The sequence below is a fragment of the Blautia difficilis genome, assembly GCF_014297245.1.
Taxonomy (GTDB): Bacteria; Bacillota; Clostridia; order Lachnospirales; family Lachnospiraceae; genus Blautia_A; species Blautia_A difficilis.
In genome coordinates, this window is record NZ_JACOQG010000010.1 from 61,818 (window position 1) to 84,739 (window position 22,922).

At 44.2% G+C, this 22,922-nt stretch carries 24 protein-coding genes and 1 other annotated feature; of the genes, 4 read left to right on the forward strand and 20 right to left on the reverse strand.

Annotated features, from left to right (window positions below; all coding sequences use genetic code 11):
- Positions 1–3 precede the first annotated feature (3 nt).
- Positions 4–1,233 carry a tyrosine--tRNA ligase gene (gene tyrS / locus H8Z82_RS08155; protein ID WP_019161451.1) on the reverse strand — a complete coding sequence of 410 codons (1,230 nt, stop codon included), beginning with the start codon at positions 1,231–1,233 and terminating at the stop codon, positions 4–6.
- Between the two features lie 43 nt (positions 1,234–1,276).
- Positions 1,277–1,573 (reverse strand) — a binding site (T-box leader).
- Positions 1,574–1,719: 146 nt separating this feature from the next.
- Positions 1,720–3,090 carry a cell wall hydrolase gene (locus H8Z82_RS08160; RefSeq protein WP_186994845.1) on the reverse strand — a complete coding sequence of 457 codons (1,371 nt, stop codon included), beginning with the start codon at positions 3,088–3,090 and terminating at the stop codon, positions 1,720–1,722.
- Positions 3,091–3,325: 235 nt separating this feature from the next.
- Here H8Z82_RS08160 and H8Z82_RS08165 point away from each other — a divergent pair, with 235 nt between their 5' ends.
- Entirely contained in the window at positions 3,326–3,622 is a 297-nt protein-coding gene (locus H8Z82_RS08165) for a hypothetical protein (RefSeq protein ID WP_186994846.1), read from the forward strand.
- 32 nt (positions 3,623–3,654) lie between these two features.
- On the opposite strand, the gene H8Z82_RS08170 is transcribed toward H8Z82_RS08165, so the two are convergent.
- Positions 3,655–3,804 (reverse strand): hypothetical protein, encoded by a 150-nt coding sequence (locus tag H8Z82_RS08170; protein ID WP_019161447.1) that lies wholly within the window; start codon positions 3,802–3,804, stop codon positions 3,655–3,657.
- A 178-nt stretch (positions 3,805–3,982) separates the two neighbouring features.
- Here H8Z82_RS08170 and H8Z82_RS08175 point away from each other — a divergent pair, with 178 nt between their 5' ends.
- Both H8Z82_RS08175 and H8Z82_RS08180 read left to right on the forward strand, forming a co-directional pair.
- Positions 3,983–4,357 (forward strand): hypothetical protein, encoded by a 375-nt coding sequence (locus H8Z82_RS08175; protein WP_019161446.1) that lies wholly within the window; start codon positions 3,983–3,985, stop codon positions 4,355–4,357.
- Complete coding sequence (locus H8Z82_RS08180; protein ID WP_019161445.1) at positions 4,338–4,634, forward strand: hypothetical protein; 297 nt, start codon at positions 4,338–4,340, stop codon at positions 4,632–4,634. The genes H8Z82_RS08175 and H8Z82_RS08180 overlap by 20 nt, the downstream gene beginning before the upstream one ends.
- 25 nt (positions 4,635–4,659) lie before the next feature.
- On the opposite strand, the gene pgsA is transcribed toward H8Z82_RS08180, so the two are convergent.
- From pgsA to H8Z82_RS08210, 6 genes are read right to left on the reverse strand one after another with little or no spacing between them, the layout of a single operon-like run.
- Positions 4,660–5,199 (reverse strand): CDP-diacylglycerol--glycerol-3-phosphate 3-phosphatidyltransferase, encoded by a 540-nt coding sequence (pgsA, locus tag H8Z82_RS08185; protein WP_186994847.1) that lies wholly within the window; start codon positions 5,197–5,199, stop codon positions 4,660–4,662.
- Positions 5,183–6,520 (reverse strand): 30S ribosomal protein S12 methylthiotransferase RimO, encoded by a 1,338-nt coding sequence (gene rimO, locus H8Z82_RS08190; RefSeq protein ID WP_186994848.1) that lies wholly within the window; start codon positions 6,518–6,520, stop codon positions 5,183–5,185. Before rimO ends, pgsA begins: the two co-directional genes overlap by 17 nt.
- A 12-nt stretch (positions 6,521–6,532) precedes the next feature.
- Positions 6,533–6,895, reverse strand: coding sequence for a DNA-directed RNA polymerase subunit omega (gene rpoZ, locus H8Z82_RS08195; RefSeq protein WP_186994849.1), 363 nt, complete (start codon positions 6,893–6,895; stop codon positions 6,533–6,535).
- 46 nt (positions 6,896–6,941) lie between these two features.
- The gene (gene gmk / locus H8Z82_RS08200; RefSeq protein ID WP_186994850.1) at positions 6,942–7,565 is read right to left on the reverse strand and encodes a guanylate kinase; all 624 of its coding nucleotides are present in this window, start codon (positions 7,563–7,565) and stop codon (positions 6,942–6,944) included.
- Entirely contained in the window at positions 7,558–7,830 is a 273-nt protein-coding gene (locus H8Z82_RS08205) for a DUF370 domain-containing protein (protein WP_081584405.1), read from the reverse strand. Before H8Z82_RS08205 ends, gmk begins: the two co-directional genes overlap by 8 nt.
- A 15-nt stretch (positions 7,831–7,845) precedes the next feature.
- Positions 7,846–8,727, reverse strand: a complete 882-nt coding sequence (locus H8Z82_RS08210; protein WP_019161439.1) for a YicC/YloC family endoribonuclease — start codon at positions 8,725–8,727, stop codon at positions 7,846–7,848.
- Positions 8,728–8,932: 205 nt separating this feature from the next.
- On the opposite strand from H8Z82_RS08210, the gene H8Z82_RS08215 reads away from it, so the two are divergent.
- On the forward strand, positions 8,933–10,678 hold the full coding sequence (locus tag H8Z82_RS08215) for an Rqc2 family fibronectin-binding protein (protein ID WP_186994851.1): 1,746 nt from the start codon (positions 8,933–8,935) through the stop codon (positions 10,676–10,678).
- A 74-nt stretch (positions 10,679–10,752) separates the two neighbouring features.
- On the opposite strand, the gene H8Z82_RS08220 is transcribed toward H8Z82_RS08215, so the two are convergent.
- The 11 genes from H8Z82_RS08220 to H8Z82_RS08270 all read right to left on the reverse strand — a co-directional run bounded on the left by H8Z82_RS08220 (position 10,753) and on the right by H8Z82_RS08270 (position 22,916).
- On the reverse strand, positions 10,753–11,475 hold the full coding sequence (locus H8Z82_RS08220; protein WP_026076945.1) for an ABC transporter ATP-binding protein: 723 nt from the start codon (positions 11,473–11,475) through the stop codon (positions 10,753–10,755).
- Between the two features lies 1 nt (position 11,476).
- Complete coding sequence (locus H8Z82_RS08225) at positions 11,477–12,322, reverse strand: ABC transporter ATP-binding protein (RefSeq protein ID WP_019161436.1); 846 nt, start codon at positions 12,320–12,322, stop codon at positions 11,477–11,479.
- Positions 12,322–13,401: a branched-chain amino acid ABC transporter permease gene (locus H8Z82_RS08230; protein WP_186994852.1), complete on the reverse strand. Its 1,080-nt coding sequence runs from the start codon at positions 13,399–13,401 to the stop codon at positions 12,322–12,324. The genes H8Z82_RS08225 and H8Z82_RS08230 overlap by 1 nt, the downstream gene beginning before the upstream one ends.
- A 13-nt stretch (positions 13,402–13,414) precedes the next feature.
- A complete protein-coding gene (locus H8Z82_RS08235; protein ID WP_019161434.1) occupies positions 13,415–14,299 on the reverse strand; it encodes a branched-chain amino acid ABC transporter permease in 885 nt (294 codons plus the stop codon).
- A gap of 167 nt (positions 14,300–14,466) precedes the next feature.
- Positions 14,467–15,642: an ABC transporter substrate-binding protein gene (locus H8Z82_RS08240; RefSeq protein WP_019161433.1), complete on the reverse strand. Its 1,176-nt coding sequence runs from the start codon at positions 15,640–15,642 to the stop codon at positions 14,467–14,469.
- Between the two features lie 285 nt (positions 15,643–15,927).
- Entirely contained in the window at positions 15,928–16,470 is a 543-nt protein-coding gene (locus H8Z82_RS08245; protein ID WP_026076943.1) for a flavodoxin family protein, read from the reverse strand.
- 134 nt (positions 16,471–16,604) lie between these two features.
- On the reverse strand, positions 16,605–18,254 hold the full coding sequence (locus tag H8Z82_RS08250; protein ID WP_019161431.1) for a peptide ABC transporter substrate-binding protein: 1,650 nt from the start codon (positions 18,252–18,254) through the stop codon (positions 16,605–16,607).
- A 312-nt stretch (positions 18,255–18,566) separates the two neighbouring features.
- Positions 18,567–19,580: an ABC transporter ATP-binding protein gene (locus tag H8Z82_RS08255; protein WP_019161430.1), complete on the reverse strand. Its 1,014-nt coding sequence runs from the start codon at positions 19,578–19,580 to the stop codon at positions 18,567–18,569.
- A 1-nt stretch (position 19,581) separates the two neighbouring features.
- On the reverse strand, positions 19,582–20,589 hold the full coding sequence (locus H8Z82_RS08260) for an ABC transporter ATP-binding protein (protein ID WP_019161429.1): 1,008 nt from the start codon (positions 20,587–20,589) through the stop codon (positions 19,582–19,584).
- A gap of 15 nt (positions 20,590–20,604) precedes the next feature.
- Positions 20,605–21,963: an ABC transporter permease gene (locus H8Z82_RS08265; RefSeq protein WP_186994853.1), complete on the reverse strand. Its 1,359-nt coding sequence runs from the start codon at positions 21,961–21,963 to the stop codon at positions 20,605–20,607.
- Positions 21,964–21,965: 2 nt separating this feature from the next.
- Positions 21,966–22,916 (reverse strand): ABC transporter permease, encoded by a 951-nt coding sequence (locus H8Z82_RS08270; protein WP_186994854.1) that lies wholly within the window; start codon positions 22,914–22,916, stop codon positions 21,966–21,968.
- Positions 22,917–22,922: the final 6 nt, after the last annotated feature.

Consider the following 22,922-nt stretch of genomic DNA (forward strand, 5'->3'; position numbering starts at 1 on the left):
TTTTTATTTTGCCAGAACTTTGTTAAATTTCTTTTTACCTTTTTTGAGAACTACGCCATCGCCTGTAAGTGCATCTTTGGCAACTGTGTATTTCACATCTGTGATCTTCTCACCGTCGATGGAAACACCGCCCTGTTCAATGGCACGGCGTCCCTCGGAACGTGTTGGAACCATTCCTGCTTTTACAAGCATGGAGATCAGGTCGATTGTTCCTTCTTCTGAGAAGTCTTCGTCTACAAGCTCAGTTGTCGGCATATGTGCTGTGTCAGCGCCACCTGCAAAAAGTGCTCTTGCGCCTTCCTGTGCTTTCTTTGCCTCTTCTTCCCCATGAACCAGATTTGTCAGCTCATATGCAAGGATTTCTTTTGCTTTGTTTAACTGGCTTCCTTCCCATTTCTCCATCTCATCGATCTGCTCTAACGGAAGGAAGGTGAGAAGACGCATGCATTTGATCACATCTGCATCATCCACATTTCTCCAGTACTGGTAGAAATCGAATGGAGAAGTCTTATTCGGATCAAGCCATACAGCTCCAGACTGTGTTTTACCCATCTTCTTGCCTTCTGAGTTAAGAAGAAGTGTGATCGTCATAGCGTAAGCGTCTTTTCCAAGCTTACGGCGGATCAGCTCTGTACCGCCAAGCATATTTGCCCACTGGTCATCGCCGCCGAACTGCATAGTACAGCCGTATTTCTGATATAACATGTAGAAGTCATAGCTCTGCATGATCATGTAGTTAAATTCAAGGAATGTAAGTCCACGTTCCATACGCTGTTTGTAGCATTCATGAGAAAGCATACGGTTTACAGAGAAATGTGGCCCAACATCACGAAGTACCTCTACGTAGTTTAAGTTCATCAGCCAGTCTGCATTATTTACCATTAATGCCTTGCCGTCTGAGAAATCAATGAAACGCTCCATCTGTTTCTTAAAGCAGTCGATATTGTGCTGGATAGTCTCCACTGTCATCATCTGACGCATATCAGATCTTCCGGACGGGTCACCGATCATACCGGTTCCGCCGCCTAATAATGCAATGGGTTTATTTCCTGCCATCTGCAGACGTTTCATCAGGCAGAGTGCCATGAAATGTCCCACATGAAGGCTGTCTGCGGTAGGGTCAAAGCCAATGTAAAATGTAGCTTTTCCATTATTTACCATTTCTTTAATCTCTTCTTCGTCTGTTACCTGGGCAATCAGACCACGGGCTTTCAGCTCGTCCCAAACTGTCATTACAATTTCCTCCTGTAAATAAATATAAACCCGGTTCCTGTCCTTTTAGGACGAGAACCGGGTCTCGCGTTACCACCTAAATTTACAGAAAACTCGCATTTTCTGCCTCCATAAGTGAATATTATAAAGTCACTGCCAGAGTATCTTCCGGCCAGACCTTTCACTTAAGCAAATTAACGGATGCCAAACCGCTGCAGCCTACTGTTCTCAGAAAAATCAGATCCGGAAGTTGGGTGCAGAGCTCCGGGAGGTATTCACACGGTTCCCTCAGGCGCCTCTCACCAGCCGGCTGCTCTCTGTCTGCTTTCCACGTGCTACTATTTCCCATCTGTGCCTTTACATTCATATAGCCGTCAGGATCAGAATACCGAATTGCCCTTTTCCTGACTGCCTTATCTATCTGCAAGTATACAAATACAGATTTTGTTTGTCAAGAAATTTTACAGATAATTTCGTTTTTCTCTGCCAACTTAAAGTATTAATGCATCAGCCTGATATCCAGTCTACAAAGAACATATGACCCTTGTACTGTTCATAATCCAGTTTGCTGAAATTCAGGTTCTGCGCCCAGAAGGCCTGAGGAGTCATAAAGAATTTATAATCAAAATCCTTTTTCTTAAATCCGGGCAGAGTTCTGGCAGTTCCTTTATTAACATAATCATTAAACATTGCCATTGCCGCTTTTGCAGCTGCATAGGCATTGGTTCTGTCTTCAAACTGTCCCTTCAGTCGTTTGATCAGAGCACCGTCAATCACAACTGCATACTGGTTCGGTTTTCCCTGATATACCACATAACGGATCTGTGACGGAAATTCCTTATACTTGTCCACTGTACAGTTCAGCACACAGAGAGCCACTGCTTCCATACCCACAAGCCCCTGGTCTCCCGCCTCCGCATCACATACTGCAGCCAGCAGGTCCAAGTCAGAAACTGTGCCGTCAGCAATTCCCGGATGCTCCAGAAACTCTTTTTCCATATAATACCATTTATTATTTTTAGCATCAAATACCTTGACATATTTTCCATCTATCACGTAGTTGGAATCTACTTTAGACGCCACACCGTTTTCATCAAACTTGTAAGTAGCGCCGTCAATAGCCCGCACATCATTTACAACCATGGCACCTGAGGATTCAAAATAATATTTTTTGCCATCCTCCTCCAGCCAGCCGGTCTTCATTTTGCCTGTTTTTTTGTCAAAATAATATTTCTTACTTCCGACCGTGCCAAAACCCTTCTCATAACGGATACCTGTAGTCTTGGAGAAATAGTAGTAATCTTCTCCCACCTTCTGAAGTCCTACATACAGAATTCCCGACGTCGGATGAAAATATCTGTAGTTACCTGCAGAATTCTCAACCCATCCCGTAAGCATCCTGCCGTTTGCTTTACTGAAATAACGTCTCTGTGATTTTTTATCCTGTACCCAACCGGTAGCCATCACTCCGGAACCACTGTAATAATAATATTTATATCCCTTGGAATCTGTACGCCATCCTCTGGTAAGCAGGCCTGTCTTCTCATCAAAATAACGGATATTTCCCTTGGAATCCTTCAGATTGCCGGTAACCATATAGCCGGCACCCTTGGTAAAATACCGGATCACTTTACCGCTGGAATCCTTGGCCCAGCCTTTCAGCTGAACTCCTGTAGTTCTGTTAAAATAATATTTTCTGCCATTTAGCTCCAGCCATCCTTTCTGTCTGGAACCATCCTTGTTTATGTAATAGGTTTTGCCATTCTCAGTGACAAAGCCTGTTTTGGCCGCAGCCGACACAGAAAAACACCCCAGTACAAAAACGGCGATCACAGAAAGAAGCAGGCAGCTTTTCCATATGTTCCTATGTTTCTTCATGAATACTCTCCATTCTTTTTATACTTATTTTTCGACTTTTTATTGCATTTGTTTTTCACAATCTTTGCATTCTTTACAAAATTGTTACATATATTATATCTGAATCCACTATTAATGTCAACTTCTATTCGGTTTACTCAAACAACACATTTGAGTTACTGTTCATTCCGTTCACAGTAACACATTTGATCCTGGTACATATGATAGAGTGTAAAGAAATTCTGGAGGAATCAACATGAGTGATTTAGCTGCTACAAACTGCTGCGACGACAGAGGAGGATGCGGATGCAATTCCGGTTGTGACACTAACTGTGGATGCAATATGGGCTGTGGATGCGGAAACGGCTGTGGACTCTCCTGCGGAAATAATTCCTGCAGCAATATCCTTTGGATCATCATTCTTCTTTGCCTGTGCGGTAACAATGGATTTGGTGGAGGTAATAGCTGCGGATGCAATGACAACTGCTGGATTATTATCGTTCTTCTCTGCCTGTGCGGCAATGGCAGTGGATGCAATAACAACTGCTGCTGACCGGCTGCCGTTTTTCCCTTCCCGGGCAGAGGTTAACCCCTCTGCCTTTGGGGACGGCTATCCGGTTTGTCACAGCCAGATCCAGTACCTTTTTCAGCTTCTTCCTTCCTGCGCACGCACTCCAGATCTATTTCATAAAAGGAATTCCCCTCCATTATCTGTTTTTCCTTCTGATCCTTCATTTTCCCTTCCTCTTTCCTTCTGTTTATAATTTATTATATGTCACAGCTGTCTGCTTCGCCATAACGATTACCCACTTCCCGTCAAAATTCCTTCATATTCTGATAGCAAAGATCATAAACTGTTAGGGGCAAAAATCTCAGGCCCCGTCATCAATCATAAACAAAAAGGAGCATCATCATGAATCAGGATTTTATTTCCCAAACTCCTCTGGATCAGATCACAGGTACTGATTACGGACAGATGCTAAAGGCTGCTATTCCTTACCTGCCTGCCAGAAGCCGCCAGATTCTCTCTATTTATGAAAAAGCAATAGAATTTCGAAATACAGTTTCTATTTTTGGAAAAAGAAATTACGAATCCGATCTGACTGCTGCAAGTACCACAGACACGGATCCTATGGATATGCTTAACGATATCCGCAGCTTTTGCTACGGTCCTGCCAGGTCGAAGCTGGATCAGCTTGTGAATATGATGGCAATGGTTCAAATGGTAAATATCATAAACCAGCCGGAATACAGAAAGGAGGATTCCAATGAAGGATCCCTTAAATAATAACCTGAATGATAACTGGATCAACAATCCAAAGCTTGCAGATATAGACAAAGCCAAGCTGGAAATGCTCCGCAGCCTGGCTTCTCAGGGAAATACAAAAGGCGCCGGTGAACTCCTGCCTTTCCTGTTGGGAGCAGCCTCCCAGGGGAAGAAAAGCGGTATGAACTTCAGCGCCAGTGAAATCTCAACAATCATTGATGTGTTAAAAGCAGGGAAATCTCCTCAGGAGGTTCAAAAACTTGACAAGGTAATTCAGCTAATGAAAATGATACGCTGAATTACTTTTTCAGTCCTGCATTTTATCAATCCTGCATGGATAATACTTTCTTGTTCTGCCAGATATAAGTAATCAGAGAAATAATAGTCAAAGCTACTGACAACCAGACGAAAATCTGTGCCCACACATCAAACACACCTCCCAGATCTGCCAGAAGAAGAATAATCATGATCATCTGAGAAACAGTTTTGAACTTGCCCCAGTAATTCGCCGCAATTACAATTCCATTCTCTGCTGCGATCAGGCGGAAACCACTGATAATAAATTCTCTTGCGATAATGATGATCACAATCCATGCCGGAAGCTTGTCCAGCTCAATAAAACAAATCATAGCAGAACAGACCAGAAGCTTGTCTGCCAGAGGATCCATAAATTTTCCGAAATTTGTTACCAGATTATTTTTTCTGGCAATCTTACCGTCAAACCAGTCTGTAACACTGGCTACCACAAAAATAGCCAGGGATATATAGCGGTTCCCTTCTCCGCCCCATCCTGTAAGCATAAACAACACCAGAAATGGTACAAGGATCATTCTGGCCACTGTCAGTTTATTCGGTGTATTCATCTGCCAACACTCCTATCAAATCATATTCCAGCGCGCCGGTCACACGTACCTTTGCAAAATCGCCGGTCATCAGAAGCTCCCCGGTCTGCACAAAGATATAGCCGTCCACCTTCGGTGCGTCTCCATAGGTCCTGCCGATATAGGCACTTTCATCTGCCACCTTGCCCTCAATCATGACAAGCAGCTCCTGGCCAATACGGTCAGTCCCCTTATCATAAGAAATCTCCTGCTGGAGCTCCATGATCTCATCCCTTCGTTCTTCCTTGATCTCCTCAGGAATCTGGTCCGGCATTCCTGCAGCAGGAGTATCCTCCTCAGGTGAGTAAGTAAATACCCCCAATCTGTCAAACTCCATTTCATCCACAAATTCCATCAGTTCCTCATGGTCTTCCTCAGTTTCACCGGGAAATCCTGTGATCAGAGTCGTTCTCAGAACAATGTCCGGAATCTCTCCCCGAAGTTTATTTACAATATCCACCAGTTCTGCCCTGGTGGTACGTCTTCCCATTCGCTTCAGGACCCTGTCGCTGGCATGCTGGATTGGAAGATCCAGATAATGACATATTTTTTTCTCCTCTTTCATGGTCTGGATCAGTTCATCATAAATCTCTTCCGGGTAGCAGTATAACACCCGGATCCAGCGGATTCCGCTGATCTTACACAATTCCCTCAAAAGAACATGAAGAGATTTTTTTCCGTAAATATCCGTACCGTATACCGTAGTCTCCTGTGCTACCAGGATCAGTTCTTTCACACCTTCCTCAGCCATTTCTCTGGCCTGGGTGAGCAGGCGCTCCATGGGAACACTTCGGAATTTACCTCTAAGCTTTGGAATAATACAATAAGTGCAGTGCTTGTCACAGCCTTCTGCTATCTTCAGATATCCAAAATGGCCGCCTGTAGTCAGGACACGCCTGCCCAGGCTTTCCGGCAGATAATCAATACTCTTGAATTCCTGAAACTGTTTCCCATCCATAGATTCCTGGATTGCTCTGTAAATATCCTCATAGGAGGTGGTTCCCAGTACTGCATCTACCTCCGGAACTTCTTCCGTGATTTCATTTTTGTAACGCTGAGCCATACATCCGGTGACGATCAGAGCCTTACAGCTTCCTGCCTTTTTATACTCTGCCATCTCCAGGATTGTATTTACGCTCTCTTCCTTAGCATCATTAATAAAGCAGCAGGTATTGATAATGATCACCTCTGCCAGTGTTTCATCATCTACGATCTCAAATCCTTTTCTGGTCAGAAGTCCAAGCATTTCCTCAGAATCCACCAAATTCTTATCGCAGCCTAATGATACAAATAATAGCTTCATATAATCTCCCAATCAGTTTTCTTCTGTCTCAGTTTCAGCAGCAGTCTCTTCTGCTGCCTCTGTCTCAGCTTCTGCCACAGCCTCTGTCTCTTCCACAGCTGCCTCTGTCTGTACAGCTTCTGCTGTTTCTTCTGTCTCCTCTTCAGGTGCCAGAATCTTTACCTGTCCCTGATATAATTCATCAATAGCAATAGAAAGCGGCTTTTTACCTGCTGCACCAGCTACCATAGGTTTTGCTCCTGCGATCAGCTGACGTGCACGCTTGCTGGCAGCAAGTACCAGGGAATAGCGGCTGTTGATGGACATTGTGGTATCATCGTCCTCATTGTTTGTGTTGATTGCCTCAATTAATTCTGTATAAGATGGATGTATCATTTATATTCTCCTTTCATTTTTAATGGCTTTGCCATATAGTTATCTTTTATTTCCGAAAAGCTTTTGTCTGTCTCTGGATGTCCTCAATAAAATCAATATTTCTGGATGCTCTGGAATGCTCACTTACAATAATATCATGAAGATGATCCACACATTCCTCCACATCATCGTTAACCAGAATATAATCATACTGATCCATGCCTTTTGCTTCTTCTCCGGCTCTGGCCAGCCGGTCTGCAATTACCTGATCAGTTTCTGTTCCTCTGCCTTTAAGACGCTTTTCCAGCTCTGCCACTGTAGGCGGAGTTACAAATACCAGTAAAGCCTCCGGTATTTTTTCTTTTACCTTCATTGCCCCCTGGATTTCAATTTCCAGGATCACATTCCTGCCTGCTGAAAGCTGCTCTTCTACATAAGAACGGGGAGTACCGTAATAATTCTCCACATACTGGGCATATTCGATCAGCGCATCCTCCCTGATCAACTGCTCAAACTCTTCCCTGCTACGGAAAAAGTAAGCAATACCGTCTTCCTCACCTGGGCGGGGTGCTCTGGTAGTCACGGAAACAGACAGTGCATAGTCATCATATTTTTCAAGAAGACGCTTCATCACTGTGCCTTTACCTGCACCTGAAAAGCCGGAAACTACAACTAAAATTCCTTTACTCATGAACTTCTCCCTTATCTTCATATTCATATATTTCTGCAAACCTGCGGGCGATGGTCTCAGGCTGCAGTGCGCTAAGTACCAGATAATCATCACTGGTAATGATCACTGCTTTGGTTTTCCTGCCCTGGGTTGCATCGATCAATGACCTGGTTCCTCTGACGCTCTGCACCATGCGCTTCACCGGTGCAGCATCAGGGCTGACCACAGCCACGATTTTCTGTGAATTCACTACATTTCCAAATCCTATATTAATCAGTCTGGCCACCATCATCCATCCTTTTTATTCTATATTCTGGATCTGTTCCCGTATTTTCTCGATTTCTGTCTTCAGGTCTATGGCTATATCCGAAATCTCCATATCACTAGATTTGGACAGGATGGTATTTGCTTCTCTGTTCATCTCCTGTGCCATGAAGTCCAGCTTTCGTCCAATCCCCTCTGTCTCTGTGGTAAGCATTTTCGTCATGTTTTTTACATGACTGTGCAGACGTACTGTTTCCTCATCATTACAGATTTTATCAGAGAAAAGAATAACCTCTGCTGCGATCCTGTTGTCATCGATCTGTGTGTCCTCAAGAAGCTCGGAAACCTTGGCTTCCAGTTTTGTCCTGTAGGCATTTACCACCTCAGGCGAACGTTCTTCTATGCGGGTAACCTTCTTGTCCAGGCCGTCCAGTTTCTCCAGAAGATCTTTCTCCAGGTTGTGTCCCTCCTGGGTACGGGTCTGAATGAATTTCTCACAGGCTTCCCGCACCGGCGGCTCCAGTATGCTCCACAGTTCTTCTTCATCTACGGACTGTTCTTCCATAGTGAGGATATCCGGATAACGGGAGAGAGTGCTGACTTTTATGTCATAGTCCAGGTCAAAGTCCTGCTGGATCTGCTTCAGGCAGGCTATATATTCGGCTGCCAGTTCTTTGTTGTATTTCAGGGTGCCATTGTTTATGGTATAATCTTCGTATGTGATATAGACGTCTACCTTACCTCTCTGGATATAGGTTTTCATCAAATTTCGGATGGAACCTTCCAGGAAGCTGAGTTTCTTTGGCATTTTGATACTCAGATCCAGATATCTGTGGTTGACGGATTTGAGTTCGATGGTTATTTTTCGTTCATCGGTTACGACTTCTGAGCGGCCGAAACCTGTCATACTTTTTATCATGGTTTTTTCTCTCTTTGTGGGTCTGTTTTAAAAGTATTGGGGTGTAAAATTTACATACAGATTTATTATAGTTCATTATGAAATCTTAGTCAAATATTTTTTGTAGTTTTGAGGGTATGCTTGAATCCTTGATTGCAGGGGGCGGGGTGTGGTATACTGAGAGGAATCGTATATAAATTTAAATATTTTAGTTAGGAGTATATATATGGCATTTGATGGAATTACGATTGCGGCGATGGTGGCGGAGCTGCATTTGAATTTGGATGGAGGCAGATTTAATAAGATTGCTCAGCCGGAGGCGGATGAGTTGTTGATTACGGGTAAGGGGGCGAATGGGCAGTGCAGGCTGCTTTTGTCGGCCAGTGCTTCGCTTCCGCTTATTTATTTTACGTCTAAGAATAAGGTGAGCCCTCTGACTGCGCCCAATTTCTGTATGCTGCTGCGTAAGCATATTGGCAGTGCGCGTATTTCCGGGATCAGGCAGCCGGGGCTGGAGCGTGTGGTGGAATTTGAGCTGGAGCATCTGAACGAACTGGGGGATCCCTGTAAGAAGGTTCTGATCATGGAGCTGATGGGGAAACACAGTAATATTATTTTCTGTGATGATCAGGGGATGATCCTGGACAGTATTAAGCATGTTTCTTCTCATATGAGTTCTGTAAGGGAGGTTCTTCCGGGAAGGGAGTATTTTATTCCGAAAACTCAGGATAAGCTGGATCCGCTGTCTGTAAGTGAGGAGGATTTTATAAGAGTTATCTGCAGTAAGCCCTGTAATATTTCCAGGGCGATCTACTCTTCTCTCACCGGACTTAGTCCTGTTGTTGCAGAGGAAATCTGCTACAGGGCTTCCATTGACGGCAGTGATGCGGCGCAGTCACTGGATGAAACAGCCCAGGTACATCTGTACCATACCTTCAGTAGACTGATGGAGCAGGTTAAGGAATGTGATTTTACCCCTAACATTGTGTTCCGGGGTGAAGAGCCTGTGGAGTATGGGGTGTTTCTTTTTCAGCAGTATGGGGCTGAGTATCATGCTGAGACCTTTGACAGTGTGTCTGCCATGCTGGAAACTTATTATGCGAAAAAGAATACTCTTTCACGTATTCATCAGAAGTCTGCAGATCTGCGCCGGATTGTACAGACTGCCCTGGAGCGTAACCGCAAGAAGCTGATACTGCAGGAGAAGCAGATGAAGGATACTGCCAAAAAGGACAAGTATAAAATCTATGGAGAACTGATCAACACTTATGGTTATGGCCTGGAGGATGGCTGTAAGTCATTTAAGGCTGTGAACTATTATAATAATGAAGAAGTTACCATTCCTCTGGATCCTACCATGACTCCTGCTGAAAATTCCAAGAAATATTTTGATAAATATGGCAAATTAAAGCGTACGGAGGAGGCTCTTAAGGAACAGCTTGAAGAGACAAGAAGTGAGATCGATCATCTGGAGTCTATCTCCAATGCCCTGGATATTGCGCTGGCTGAAAGCGATCTGGCCCAGATCAAGGAGGAGCTGGCAGAATGCGGCTATATCAAAAAGCATTATGACCGGAAGAAAGGCCAGAAAATGCAGGCCAAATCCAAGCCCTTCCACTATGTCACAGAGGATGGCTATGATATTTATGTAGGGAAAAATAATTTCCAGAATGATGAACTTACCTTTAAGTTTGCCACAGGAAATGACTGGTGGTTTCATGCGAAGAAGATGGCCGGTTCCCATGTTGTGGTAAAGTCCAGGGACGGGGAGCTGCCGGATCATATTTTTGAGATTGCAGGACAGCTTGCGGCATATTATTCCAAAGGACGTACTGCGCCAAAGGTGGAAATTGATTATATCCAGAAAAAGCAGGTAAAAAAACCGGCAGGTGCCAAGCCTGGCTTTGTGGTTTACTATACCAATTATTCTCTGATGGCAGAGCCCTCCCTGGCAGGAGTCAGGGAAGTCTGAGGTTCACTGATTTTTTCTGTTTCCGGCAAAAAAATACCATCCTGTACTATTTTTCAGTACAGAATGGTATTTTTTTATCTTACTGCATTATTCTTCTTATTTTTACCCAGATATGCGGCCTTTACTGACTCATTGGATGCAAGCTCCTCTCCTGTTCCGGACAGAGTGATGGTTCCAGTTTCCATTACGTAGCCATGATGAGCTGCACGGAGAGCCATATTGGCATTCTGTTCTACCAGCAGGATGGTTTTTCCCTGCTTATTGATCTCGCGGATAATATCAAACACACCCTTAACAACAATAGGTGCCAGTCCCAGCGAGGGCTCATCCATCATGATAATATCCGGTCTGGACATAAGGGCCCGGGCAATGGCCAGCATCTGCTGCTCACCACCGGATAGAGTTCCTGCCAGCTGCCAGTTTCTTTCCTTTAATCTGGGGAACAGATCATAACACCAGTTGATGTCCTCTTCCAGGCTGTCCTTGCGCATATATGCACCGATCTTTAAATTCTCCAGCACTGTAAGATCTGCAAAAACGCGACGTCCTTCCGGAACCAGGGTAATTCCCTGACTTACGATCTGTTCCGGAGTTTTTCCCGCAATTTCTTTCCCATTTAATTTAATATTACCGGTTTTTGGCTTTACCAGACCTACAATAGAACGCAGGGTGGAACTTTTGCCGGCACCGTTGGCTCCGATCAGGGTTACGATCTCCCCCTTCGGAACCTGAAAGCTGATATTTTTTACAGCCTTAATGCCGCCGTAGCTTACGCTTAAATCCTTTACTTCCAAAATATTACTCATCTGCGGCACCTCCAAGATATGCATCAATAACTCTCTGATTATTCTGGATTTCTTCAGGTACACCCTCTGCAATAGGTTTCCCAAAATCAAGAACATAGATCCTGTCAGAAATCTCCATAACCAGATCCATATGATGTTCGATCATAAATATAGTCAGACCAAATTCATCACGGATTTTCGCGATAAAGGCAGTCAGATCATCGGTCTCCTGTGGATTCATACCTGCAGCAGGCTCATCCAGGAGAAGTAGCTTTGGTTCTGTAGCCAAGGCTCTGGCAATCTCCAGTCTTCTCTGTTTACCATAAGGAAGAGAAGTTGCCATCTCATCTCTCAGATCTTCCAGACCTACGATGCGAAGGAGTTCTTCTGCCTCTTTACGCATCTTCGCTTCTTCTTTGCCATTCAGATGGAAGGTAGCAGTAAAAAGGTTACTGGTTCTTCTCAGATGCTTGGCAATGAGAATATTCTCGAATACCGTCTGACTTTTGAACAGACGGATATTCTGGAAGGTTCTGGCGATTCCCAGCTTTGTGATCTTATCCGGTGTGGGAACAATGGAATGCGTATATTTTCCATCATTTTCTCCCTGATAAAGCTTTTTCATTTTACCCTGGGGATGATTTTCAATGATCTTCTCCCCCTGGAAATAAACGGCTCCGTTGGTAGGTGCATACACTCCTGTGATTACATTGAACGCAGTAGTTTTGCCCGCACCGTTAGGACCGATCAGCGAAACGATCTCCCCTTTGTTTACTTCAATATTCATGTTGTCTACGGCGATCACACCACCAAACTGCATGGTAACATTCTCAACCTTCAGTACGTTGTTCTCACTCATCAGGCGTTACCTCCTTTGGCAGTTTTTTTCTTTTTTGATTTTCCGGTCAGGAAATTATAGATTCCCCTGATGGAAAATTCTCTGGTTCCCATAATACCCTGTCTGAAGAAAAGCACGATGATCATGATAACCACTGAAAATACAACTTTACGGAAACCGGCACGCAGAAGAGGCACATGGAAGCTTCCTATATAAGTATCATTGTCAAGGAATCGAAGAATCCATTCAGAGAAAATGATAAACAGGAAAGAGCTGATACAGCTTCCTGTAACAGAGCCGATACCTCCGATTACCACGATCAGAAGGATTTCATAGGTCATGGCTGATTTGAAGGTAGATGCCTGGATCGTAGTCTGATACATGGCAAGTAATGCACCGGAAACTCCTGCAAAAAAGGAGCTTACCACAAAGGCAATTCTCTTGTGATGAGCCAGGTTGATCCCCATGGCCTCTGCAGCCACCTCGTCATCGCGGATTGCCTTGAAAGCGCGGCCGTAAGTGGAATTAATCATCATCACGATAATGGCAATACAGATTCCGGATACAATGAAGGGAAACAGCACACTGTTAAAGGTAGGATAGGCTCTCAACAGGTTGGAACCATTGGTCAGCGGTCCTAATTTATCCCACTGGAACACTGCACGGATGATTTCCGCAAAGCCCAGTGTGGCAATAGCCAGATAATCGCTTTTCAGGCGAAGCACAGGCAGACCGATCAGATATGCAAAAACTGCTGCAACCACACCGGCTGCGATCAGTGCCACAAAAACCGGCACAGTAAACTGTACAATACCACCGTCAAAATACATATATACATTTTCTCTCTGTTCCACCGGAATGGTAAGGATTCCATAGGTATAGGCACCCAGAAGCATAAATCCTGCCTGTCCCAGAGAGAACAGTCCTGTAAACCCGTTTAACAGATTCATGGAAACTGCAACCAGCGCATAAATAGCACCTTTTTTCAAAACTGTAAAAAGCATGGAGGTAGACGGAAGAATCTGCTCCAGCACATATAATACGATCAGTAAGGCAGCGATTAAGGCAACGCTTATGATCGTTTCTTTCTTCTTTGTCATAATATCTGCCTCCTTAAACCTTATCTGTAGATTTCTCACCGAAAAGCCCGGTTGGTTTTGCAATAAGGATAACGATCAGCAATGCAAAGGTAAATGCATCTGAGAAAGTCGTCCAACCCATGCCCTTAATAATATTCTCACAAATACCAATGATAAACGCTCCGATCACCGCACCAGGGATAGAACCGATACCTCCGAAAACAGCTGCTACAAAAGCTTTCAGGCCAGGCATAGCACCTACAGTAGGAGTAACACCTGTATAGTTTGTAAAAAACAGAAGGCTTCCCACTGCTGCCAGGAAAGAACCGATAATAAAGGTCATACTGATGACTGAATTGATCTTGATCCCCATAAGCTGTGAAGTCTCAAAATCCTTGGATGCTGCACGCATTGCCATACCGATCTTTGTATATTTGATCAGGGCAACCAGGGCGATCACAAGAATAATCGTCAGAAAGGGTGTGATCACAGTTACACGTTTTGTGGTAGCACCCAATACTGTGATGGTATCACTGATCCACGGGATAGCCGGATACTGCTGTGCCAGACCTCCTGTTATGTACAAAGCAAGATTCTGCAGCAGATAGGAAACACCGATTGCTGAGATCATAATAGACATTCTGGGTGCAGACCGCAGAGGCTTGTAAGCCACACGTTCTACCAGAAAACCAATCACAACGGTTGCAACTAATACTAAAGGGATAGATATATACATGGGCATAACCGTGGATGCATATATCATAATCAGACCTGCGACCATAAAAATATCACCATGGGCGAAATTGATCAGTCGCAGAATACCATATACCATGGTATATCCTATGGCGATCAGTGCGTACTGTCCGCCTACTGAAATACCTGCCAGCAAATAGGGCAGATTTCTGCTGAACCATTCCATATCATTTCTCCTTATGCTTACGATTTATAATAATCAACCAAAACTGCTCCGGCTAAGAGATGTATCATCCCTAACACCGGAGCAGTCAGGTATCTTTCTCAGGAAATACCCTGCTACTTACTGATATTCATTTTAATATCACGGCTGTAGTTTTATAAGTAAAAAGATTATTTAATTCCCTGTTCTCCTACAAATTCCCATGCACCGGTCTCTGTATTTGCCTGTTTTACATATGCTGTATCTCTTACTGCGTCCCCGTTTTCCTTGTCAAATTCAATGTGTCCGCATACGCCGTCATACTGAACATCCCAGAGTGCTTCATTTACTTTTGCCGGATCTGTGGAGCCAGCTCCCTTCAGTGCCTCCAGAGCTGTAAAGTATGCATCATAGCCCATGGCAGATACAGCAGCGATGGTATCATTTCCACCATTGTTGGCTTTGTTTGTGGAATCAGAATTTACAAATTCTTTCATACCTTCATCAAATTCTTTGTTACCACCCTCCTGGTAGAAGGTTGTTACATAAAGCTGAAGATTTTTGCCCTTAGCAGCATTCAGGATAACATTGGAATCCCAGGTATCGCCTGCAAGAAGAGGAGCCTCCAGTCCCTGGGAAGCTGCCTGGTCAATAATCAGGGCTGCTGCCTCTGTAGAAACCGGTGCAAAGAATACGTCTGCCCCTTCATTCTTGGCTGTTGTTACATAGGAAGCGAAATCGCTGTTTCCTTCCGGGAATGTATCAGATACAACTTCACCGCCTGCATCTTCAAATGCCTTTGTGAAGTAATGTCCAAGGCCAGCAGAATAATCATCCCCCTGTTTCGTCAGTACATAGGCTTTTTTTGCTTTAAATTTGTCACTTGCAAAGTTTGCAAGTACAGTACCCTGGAAGGGATCCAGGAAACAGATACGGAAATAATGGGTATTTCCCTGGGTTACCTGTGGATTGGTGCATGTAACACCGATTGCAGGAACCCCGCCCTGTTTGAAAATATCAGATGCTGCGATGGCAACACTGGAACCATAAGATCCAAGTACAACAGAAACTCCATCACTTACCAGCTTGGATGCAGCAGATGGACCCTTATCATTGGAGGATTCATTATCAACAATATCCAGTTCTACATTATATTCCTTGCCATCAATCTCTACGGTAGGCTGTACACTGTTGGCATACTGGATGCCCAGCGTCTCCTGCTTGCCGCCTGCACCATTGTCACCGGATGCCGGTTCATATACACCAATCTTTACTGTGTCAGCCGCAAATGCAGTTGCTGCTGTGGCTGCCACCATAGATACTGCTACTGCTGCGCTGAGTAATACGGCTAAAACTCTTTTCTTCATAATAGTTTCCTCCTTTAAGATGATTTAAATGTTTTTTCTTGGAGAACATTTGTCCTTATCCCTCAAACATTTTTTTGAATTATATCACGCTTTACCACTTTACGCAAGTAAAATTTGTGTTTTTTTATATTTAAAGCCCCGGATAATGGACTTTAAACAAAAAAGGTGCCGAAGATTTCTCTTCAGCACCTTTGCTTGACATAAATAATAACACATTGTAATCCATATTACAAGTATTAATTTTTTATTTCAAAATTTGCGTTCCCATTATCCTCAGGTCCACATTTATCTCAATTTCTCTGCCAGCGCTTCTATTTCCTGTATAATATCCTCACGGTCTCTTACCGGTACTTTATCTGTACGGTTCACATAGACAGTTCCCAGACTGTCACAGTTCATCTGGCGGAGCAGCATTTTTGCTGTGCTTTCCGCTTTTTCTCTCGGTCCAATGCTCCCTGCTGCCAGAAGGACTGCTCCTGTTTTCTTTTTGGGGACAGGTTCTTCCTTGCGGAGATACCTGGCACTGAAATATGTCTGAAGCCTGCTCAGCACAGCAAGAAGCATTCCCGTCACCTCTTCAAAATATACAGGTGAAGCTATCACAATATGGTCGCACTCTTCAATAAAAGAAAGAATTTCCTGCCATTCATCCTGTACCGCACATCCTGCATGTTCAAAACACCACCTGCAGTCTATACACGGGCTTATTCTGGCTCTGTATGCATCCACTACTTTAAATTCCCCGCCAAGTTTCTCCTGTAATGTCTTGATCATATACGCTGTCTCACCTTTTTTTCTCGGCGATCCGTTAAAAATCAATGTTTTCATTTCTGCCTTCCTTATCTTTCCATAAAAAACAGCTCCATGCAAAGAACTAACCATCCATTTACATGAAGCTGTTTCATTTGTCTTTCTATCAGAACAGGAAAATCATTTCTTATTCTGCTCTCAGATACGGTATCTTACTCCTTTGTTGTGTATGAGAAGAAGAAGAATCCAAGAGGTGTATAGTACATACCCTTAATGTCATCTTTCAGCATGTATGGCTGTACATAGAAGTACAGAGGAGCCAGTACACTGTCGTCTCCGATCAGGATATCTTCTGCTGCATGGAATGCTTTCATACGTTCTGCTGGATCAGATGTAGATTTTGCTGCATCGATCTGTGCATCGTAATCCGGGTTGGAGTACTGAGCATCGTTGTTTCCGCCGCCTGTGTACCACATATCAAGGAATGTACAAGGATCATTGTAGTCTCCGATCCATCCGTTACGGGAAATCTGATAGTTACCTTCTTTTCTGTTCTGAAGGAATACGTTCCAGTCCTGGTTGTCCAGATTTACTGTAACACCAAGCTGTTCCTGCCACATATTCTGAAGTGCTTCAGCGATCTTTTTGTGTTTGTCATCTGTGTTGTACAGATATTCAACTGTCGGGAATCCTTCACCGTTGGGATATCCTGCATCTGCAAGAAGCTGACGTGCTTCTTCACAGTTTTTCTCATAATCGTCTTCAGAAACGCTGTAATATTCACCGCCTACTGTACGGAAGTCATCTCCGCTTGGTCCTTCTGCGTCATAAACACCATTGGGAACATATCCTGTTGCAGGAGTTTCACCAGTCTGTGTAACGCTCTCTACAATGTAGTTACGGTCAATAGCAAGTGAGAATGCTTTACGAACCTTAGGATCAGAAAATGTTTCATCCTCTGTATTGAAGCATGCATAGTATGTTCCAATGTAATCTCCCAGTTCGATTTCTCCGGATGCAAGTAAACCAGCAACCTCGTCTACAGGGAAGTTATTGATGAAATCAAGTTCTCCGTTGTTATATCCTTTAAGGATAGCATTGCTGTCGTCCAGAAGAGCAAATTTGATTGTGTTCGGACCAAGGTTTTCATAATCATAGTAGTTTTCATTCTTTTCCATAAGAATGTAAGCGTTATGAGACCATTCTTTCAGCTTATATGCACCGTTGGTTACATAAGTTGCAGGATCAAATGTCCAGTTGTCACTTCCCTCTACAATATCTTTACGAACAGGGTAGGTTGCCGGGAATGCCATGATTTCCTCGAAATACGGGCAGTCATAGCTTAAATCAATCTGCAGTGTTGTATCATCTACAGCCTTAACTGCAAGAGTGTCAACCTCAGCACTTCCGTCAGCTACTTCGCTGTAGCCTTTGACCATATCGATCATGTAAGTGTAATCTGCTGCTGTTTCCGGATTTGCCAGACGTTTCCAGGAATATTCAAAATCCTGTGCTGTAACTGCCTGGCCATCAGACCATTTGATATCGTCACGAAGGTGGAAAGTATAAGTTACTGTTCCATCATCGTTTGTCTCTTTATCCCAGGATTCTGCCTGTCCTGGAACTGTAGTAGCATTTCCCTCGCCATCATCAGCCCATTTAACCAGACCTTCGAACATATGCTGACACATAATGGAACCATCCATTGTTGTATTCAGTGCAGGGTCGATACTCTGTGGTTCAGATGCGATACAGAGATTCAGATCAAATCCCTCTGCTGCCATTACAGGTGCCGGAGCTGCCATGCTTGTTACCATAGCTGCTGTCAGAGCCAGAGACATAATTGTTTTTGCCTTTCTCATTACTAGTCCTCCTTTATTATGGTTTTCGGTAACCGTTCAGCAATTTAGTGCTTAAATGCTGAACAGTTGTATCGCTGTATCATCGTTCAGCGATTTGTATTATAAATTCCATTATACAGGAATCTAATACCTGTGTTAAGTCTTTTTTTTCGCATTTATAAACATAATTAAAGTCATAATTTTGTTAATTATTACCCATGTTATGTTTTTTCTGTCTTTTTTTACATTTTCTGTCAATTCCCACTCTACTGCAACATTTCTGCGAAATAGCGTATTCAAAGCAGTTCACAGGCTTTCATCCTACAGACTTGATCATTTATCAAGCAGATGGCATGCTGCCCAGTGTCCAGGCTCATGCTCCTTGAACTTCGGTGCCTCCTCTTTACACTGCTGTGTCGCATATGGACATCTGGTGTGGAAACGACATCCGCTTGGCGGGTTCATAGGACTTGGCACATCTCCCTCAAGGATGATCCTCTGTCTTGTACGGCTCAGCTTAGGATCCGGTACAGGAACTGCAGAAAGAAGTGTCTGTGTGTACGGATGAATCGGGTGGCGGTTCAGCTCATAGCTCTCACCAAGCTCTACCAGAGATCCCAGATACATAACACCGATTCTGTTGGAGATATGACGTACAACTGACAGGTCATGTGCAATAAACAGATAGGTCAGTCCCATCTCTGCCTGCATGTCCTCCAGCATATTTACTACCTGTGACTGGATGGAAACGTCCAGAGCGGAAATCGGCTCATCACATACAATGAATTCCGGTTTTACGGCAAGTGCACGGGCAATACCTACACGCTGCTGCTGTCCGCCTGAAAATTCATGAGGATAACGGTTTGCATGCTCTGTATTTAATCCCACTCTTGAGAGCAGACCCTTGATCATATCCGCACGGTCCTTCTTGTTTGCAGCCAGCTTATGAATATCAATGGCCTCTCCGATGATCTCTCCTACTGTCATACGCGGGTCAAGAGATGCGGAAGGATCCTGGAAAATGATCTGCATTTTTTTACGGTAAGGAAGCATGTTTACAGCTTTCGCTTTTCCGATGGGATTTCCGTCCTTGTCCAGAGGATTGTCAAAGATCGTTTCACCGTCATAAATGATCTTACCACCGGTAGGCTCATACAGTCTGAGAAGAGTTCTTCCCAAAGTAGTCTTACCGCAGCCGGACTCTCCTACCAGACCCAGGGTCTCTCCTTTTTTTATATAAAGAGAGACATCCTGAACTGCCTGGACACCAGGTCCGTTCGCTCCTTTGATAGGGAAATATTTACGTAAATTCTGTATCTCCACAAGTTTCTTTTCTTCATTTGCCATATCAGTTCTCCTCCTTGCCCATCAGTTCCTGAACACGCAGCCAGCAGGCTGAACGGTGTTTCTCGCCTACTTCCACATAAGGAGGCATTTTCTTAAGACAAATCTTCATACAATGCTCACATCGTGGTGCAAAAGGACATCCTTCCGGCGGATTCAGCATATCTACCGGGGTACCCTCGATAGGGATCAGTCTCTCATAACTCTCTGCATCTACACGAGGCATGGAGCGCAGAAGACCTTTTGTATACGGATGTGCAGGTTCATAGAAAATATCATCAACCGGTCCCTGCTCTACGATACGTCCTGCATACATAACAGAAACCTTGTCACAGATATCTGCAACAACACCCAGGTTATGAGTGATAAAGATGATTCCCATCTTTGTTTTCTTCTGCAGATCTTTCATCAGGTCAAGGATCTGAGCCTGGATGGTAACATCAAGAGCTGTAGTGGGCTCATCGGCGATCAGAAGCTGGGGATGACAGATCAGACCCATGGCGATCATAACTCTCTGACGCATACCGCCTGAGAACTCATGAGGATACTGTTTCATACGTTTCTGTACATTGTTGATACCAACCAGCTCCATCATTTCCATGGCACGTTTCTCAGCATCTTCTTTGCTGATATTTTTGTCATGTGCACGGAGTGCCTCTACCAGCTGATTACCGATAGTATAAACCGGGTTTAAACAGGTCATAGGGTTCTGGAAGATCATTGCTACCTTGTTTCCGCGGAACTGAGTCATCTGATCTTTGGTGAAGGACAGAACGTCTTCTCCCTCAAATGTAATGGAACCTCCCACTACTTTACCAGGTGACTGCAGAAGTCCCATAATGGAATAAGCCTCCTGACTCTTACCGGAACCGGACTCACCTACTACTCCCATAACTTCGCCGTAGTCCAGGTCATAGGAGATTCCTCCTACTGCCTTAACCTCACCGGCAGGTGTAAAGAAGGAGACCTTTAAGTCCTTTACTTCTAATAATTTATTCTTCTGTTCAGACATGATTCTCCTCCTCTCTTATTTCTTAAGTTTCGGGTCAAGTGCATCACGCAGTCCATCACCGAACAGGTTAAATGCAAGAATCATTATACTGAGGATCACAGACGGAACGATCAGTCTGTAAGTATAAGTATACATACCACTTAAGGCATCTGTTGCCATAGATCCAAGACTTGGAAGGGGTGCTGATACACCAACACCAAGATAGGAAAGGAATGACTCCAGGAAGATCGCAGACGGAATCTGCAGACAGGTTGTTACAACGATCTGTCCGATACAGTTCGGAAGCAGATGACGACGGATGATCCTTCCGCCTGAAGCACCGAGTGCTCTTGCTGCTGTTACATATTCCTGCTGTTTCAGCTGAAGTACCTGACCACGGATGATACGGCTCATTGTAACCCAGTACAGAAGACCGAATGCAATGAACATGGAGATCAGGTTCGGTCCAAGTACATTGACGAAGCTCTTCATGGGACCGCCGCCCGCAGAGTTAACATAATCTGTCAGGATTGGTTTCAGCGCTGTTGCGATCAGAAGTACTACAAGCATTTCAGGAACTGCATAGATAAGCTCTACGATTCTCTGCATCACTGCATCGACCTTGCCGCCGCAGTAACCTGAGATAGAACCATATAAAGCTCCGATGATCAGTACCAGGAGAGCTGCAAATACACCTACGGACATGGATACACGTGCACCGTACATAACACGTACGAGAATATCACGGCCATACATATCTGTACCGAAAACATGTGGGAATACTTTCTCACCTGCGGCCTTGCGCTCCAGCTCTGCATTTGAATATCCGAAGATATGTTTTTTGATTCCCAGTTCCTTGCGGATTGCATCCTGGTCCACATCTTCTTCTGTTTCATTATTGCTTGTGTCTTTTGCGGCTGTTTTTGCTTTTGCACGAAGAATGGCTTCTTCTTTTCTGCCAAATTTTTCACCCTTGGCTTCTGCCTCTGCCTTAGCCTTTTCGATCATTGCATCTACGTCAACAACCTCACTCTGGGTTCTGGCTGCAATCTCCTCATCTACACGCTTCTGGTCTTCCAGTGTGTAGTGAGTGGGATAAAGGTTTTCAGCACCTTTGTTAAATTCATCGTATCCGTACGGAACAAGAACCGGGCCTAAGAATGCAAACAGAAACAGGAATATGATCACTCCGAGAGCTACCATTGCCACAACGTTCTTTTTCAGTCTTCTCCAGGCATCTTTCCAGTAAGATACACTCTGACGGTCCTGGATAAAATTATCCTTCTCCTGACTGGATGCAGGTGCAAAATCATCTGCTGTCATTTCCTGCAGGAGATTCTCGATATCCGGCTGAAGACTTACCGGACATTTCTTAATTTTCTTATTCTCTGCCATGATCAGTCTCCTCCTTTCGTCAGGCTGATTCTCGGGTCAGCGATCTTGTAAAGGATATCAACGACCAGGTTCATCATAATAATAAATGTTGCAAGGAAAATTGTAGTTCCCATAATAACCGGATAATCACGGTTCTGAATGGACTGTACGAAATAACGTCCAAGTCCCGGGATGGAGAATACACTCTCAACTACGAAACCACCGCATAAAGTAAAGGCAACCTGCGGTCCCAGATAAGTGATTACCGGGATCAGGGCATTTCTCAATGCATGTTTGAAAATAATCTTTTTGTTCTTCAGACCTTTTGCCTTAGCTGTCTTGATATACTCCTGTCCCAGAGAATCCAGCATTGCGGAACGGGTCTGACGTGCAGTATAACACATTGGATAAAATCCAAGTGCAAAACAAGGGAGCAGGTAAGCTCTGAATCCCTGGGACGCATCAAAGATGGACGGGAACAGATTTCCTGCGCGGTCTCCTGTAAGTGTTACAAGAAGAACAGATGCAACTACGAAGCTTGGCATGGAGATACCCAGAGTACAGATAACTCTCAGTAAGCTGTCTGTAAATTTACCTCTCTTAAATGCAGCAAGACATCCAAGAGGCACACCTACGATGATCGCCCATAAAAGTGCAAGCGCACCTACTTTGGCAGATACCGGGAACATATCAACGATAATGTCCAGAACTGCGCGGTTTTTCTGCATTTTCAAGGATACACCAAAGTCACCATGCAGAATATTTTTCAGATACATAAAAAGCTGAATGTGAAGCGGCTTATCCAGACCATATTTCGCATTCAACGCTGCCAGTGTTGCGGCAGATGGCGTTTTTTCACTGAGCCATGGGCTTCCAGGCACAGCATTCATCAGAAGAAATGTAAGACATGCTACCAGAAAGATAGTCAGCAGTGCCATTGCAAATCTCTTTAAGAAGTATTTAGCGTTTGCCATATTGTT